The 1244-nt window shown below is 44.5% G+C and carries 2 protein-coding genes; both read left to right on the top strand.

Going from position 1 to position 1244, the window contains the following annotated elements; all coding sequences use genetic code 11:
- Window positions 1-39: 39 nt before the first annotated feature.
- Window positions 40-1056 (top strand): endolytic transglycosylase MltG, encoded by a 1017-nt coding sequence (gene mltG, locus R7D93_RS25590; RefSeq protein ID WP_318129593.1) that lies wholly within the window; start codon window positions 40-42, stop codon window positions 1054-1056.
- Window positions 1053-1244: dTMP kinase (locus R7D93_RS25585; RefSeq protein WP_411976820.1), on the top strand; the 192-nt coding region annotated here is incomplete at its 3' end. The genes mltG and R7D93_RS25585, both read left to right, overlap by 4 nt.

The following is a 1244-nucleotide window of genomic DNA, read 5'->3' as shown; positions in this document are numbered from 1 at the left end:
AGGAAAATTGACTCAACGACTGCAAGGGAATTTAACTACGTGATTAAAAAACTGTTGGCTTTTGTTGTGCTGATCGCTGTGATAAGCGCAGCAGGGTTTTTTTACGTTGTTTCACAAACAAAGCAATACGTTAACTCGCCAATTTTAATTGAGCAACCTCAACTGTTCACTGTCGAAAACGGCACAAGCTTTCATCGTGTAATGCGCGATTTGGTGAAAGAGAACATCATAAAAGCGTCTGATTACACTCGCTTAATGCCCCATCTTTACCCAGAGCTTCTTCAAGTACGAGCAGGCACTTACCAACTCGAGCCAAATGTATCGCTTTACGAGGCGTTAGAGCTACTCAATACAGGCAAAGAATATCAATTTGCCATCACGTTTGTTGAAGGTAGTCGTTTTTCTGAGTGGTTAGAGCAACTTCAAAGCGCACCGTATGTTCAACACGACCTTTCAGGGTTGTCAGAAAAAGAGATGGCACAGAAGCTTGGTATTGAACGTGATAAGCTTGAAGGCTTGTTTTTGGCTGAAACGTACCACTACACCGCTGGTGCGAGCGAAAGTCAGTTGCTAAAGCGTGCACATTCCAAATTAAATAAAATACTGGATGAGAACTGGGACGCTCGTCAGGAGAAGCTGCCTCTCAAAGACAAGTATGAAGCGCTGATCCTTGCCTCTATTATCGAAAAAGAAACGGCGATTGATTCAGAACGCGAACGTGTTGCTTCTGTGTTTGTAAACCGTTTGAATAAACGTATGCGACTTCAAACGGATCCGACCGTTATCTACGGAATGGGGGATGCTTACGATGGTAACATCCGTAAGAAAGACCTACGCACCCCAACACCATACAATACCTACGTTATTAATGGTTTGCCGCCGACACCTATTGCAATGGCCGGAGAAGCCTCTATTGAAGCTGCACTAAACCCAGAAAGCAGTGATTACTTATATTTTGTAGCAAGTGGGACGGGCGGACACGTTTTCTCGAAATCACTTGCTGAGCACAATCGTGCTGTTCGAGCCTATTTAAGAGAACTAAGAAAGAACAAATGATGAAAGCAAACTTTATTGTCGTAGAGGGCCTTGAAGGCGCAGGGAAAAGCACTGCGATTAAAACGGTTTTGGACACGCTCAAACAAGCGGGAATCGAAAACATCGTTAACACGCGTGAACCTGGTGGGACACCTCTTGCCGAGAAAATGCGCGCTTTAGTCAAGGAAGAGCATGAAGGCGAAGAGTTG

This window comes from Vibrio sp. YT-15 (assembly GCF_033337445.1).
In the GTDB taxonomy this organism is placed as follows: Bacteria; Pseudomonadota; Gammaproteobacteria; order Enterobacterales; family Vibrionaceae; genus Vibrio; species Vibrio alginolyticus.
The sequence above is the reverse complement of the archived record's forward strand: the minus strand, read 5'-3'. Positions and strand labels throughout refer to the sequence as shown.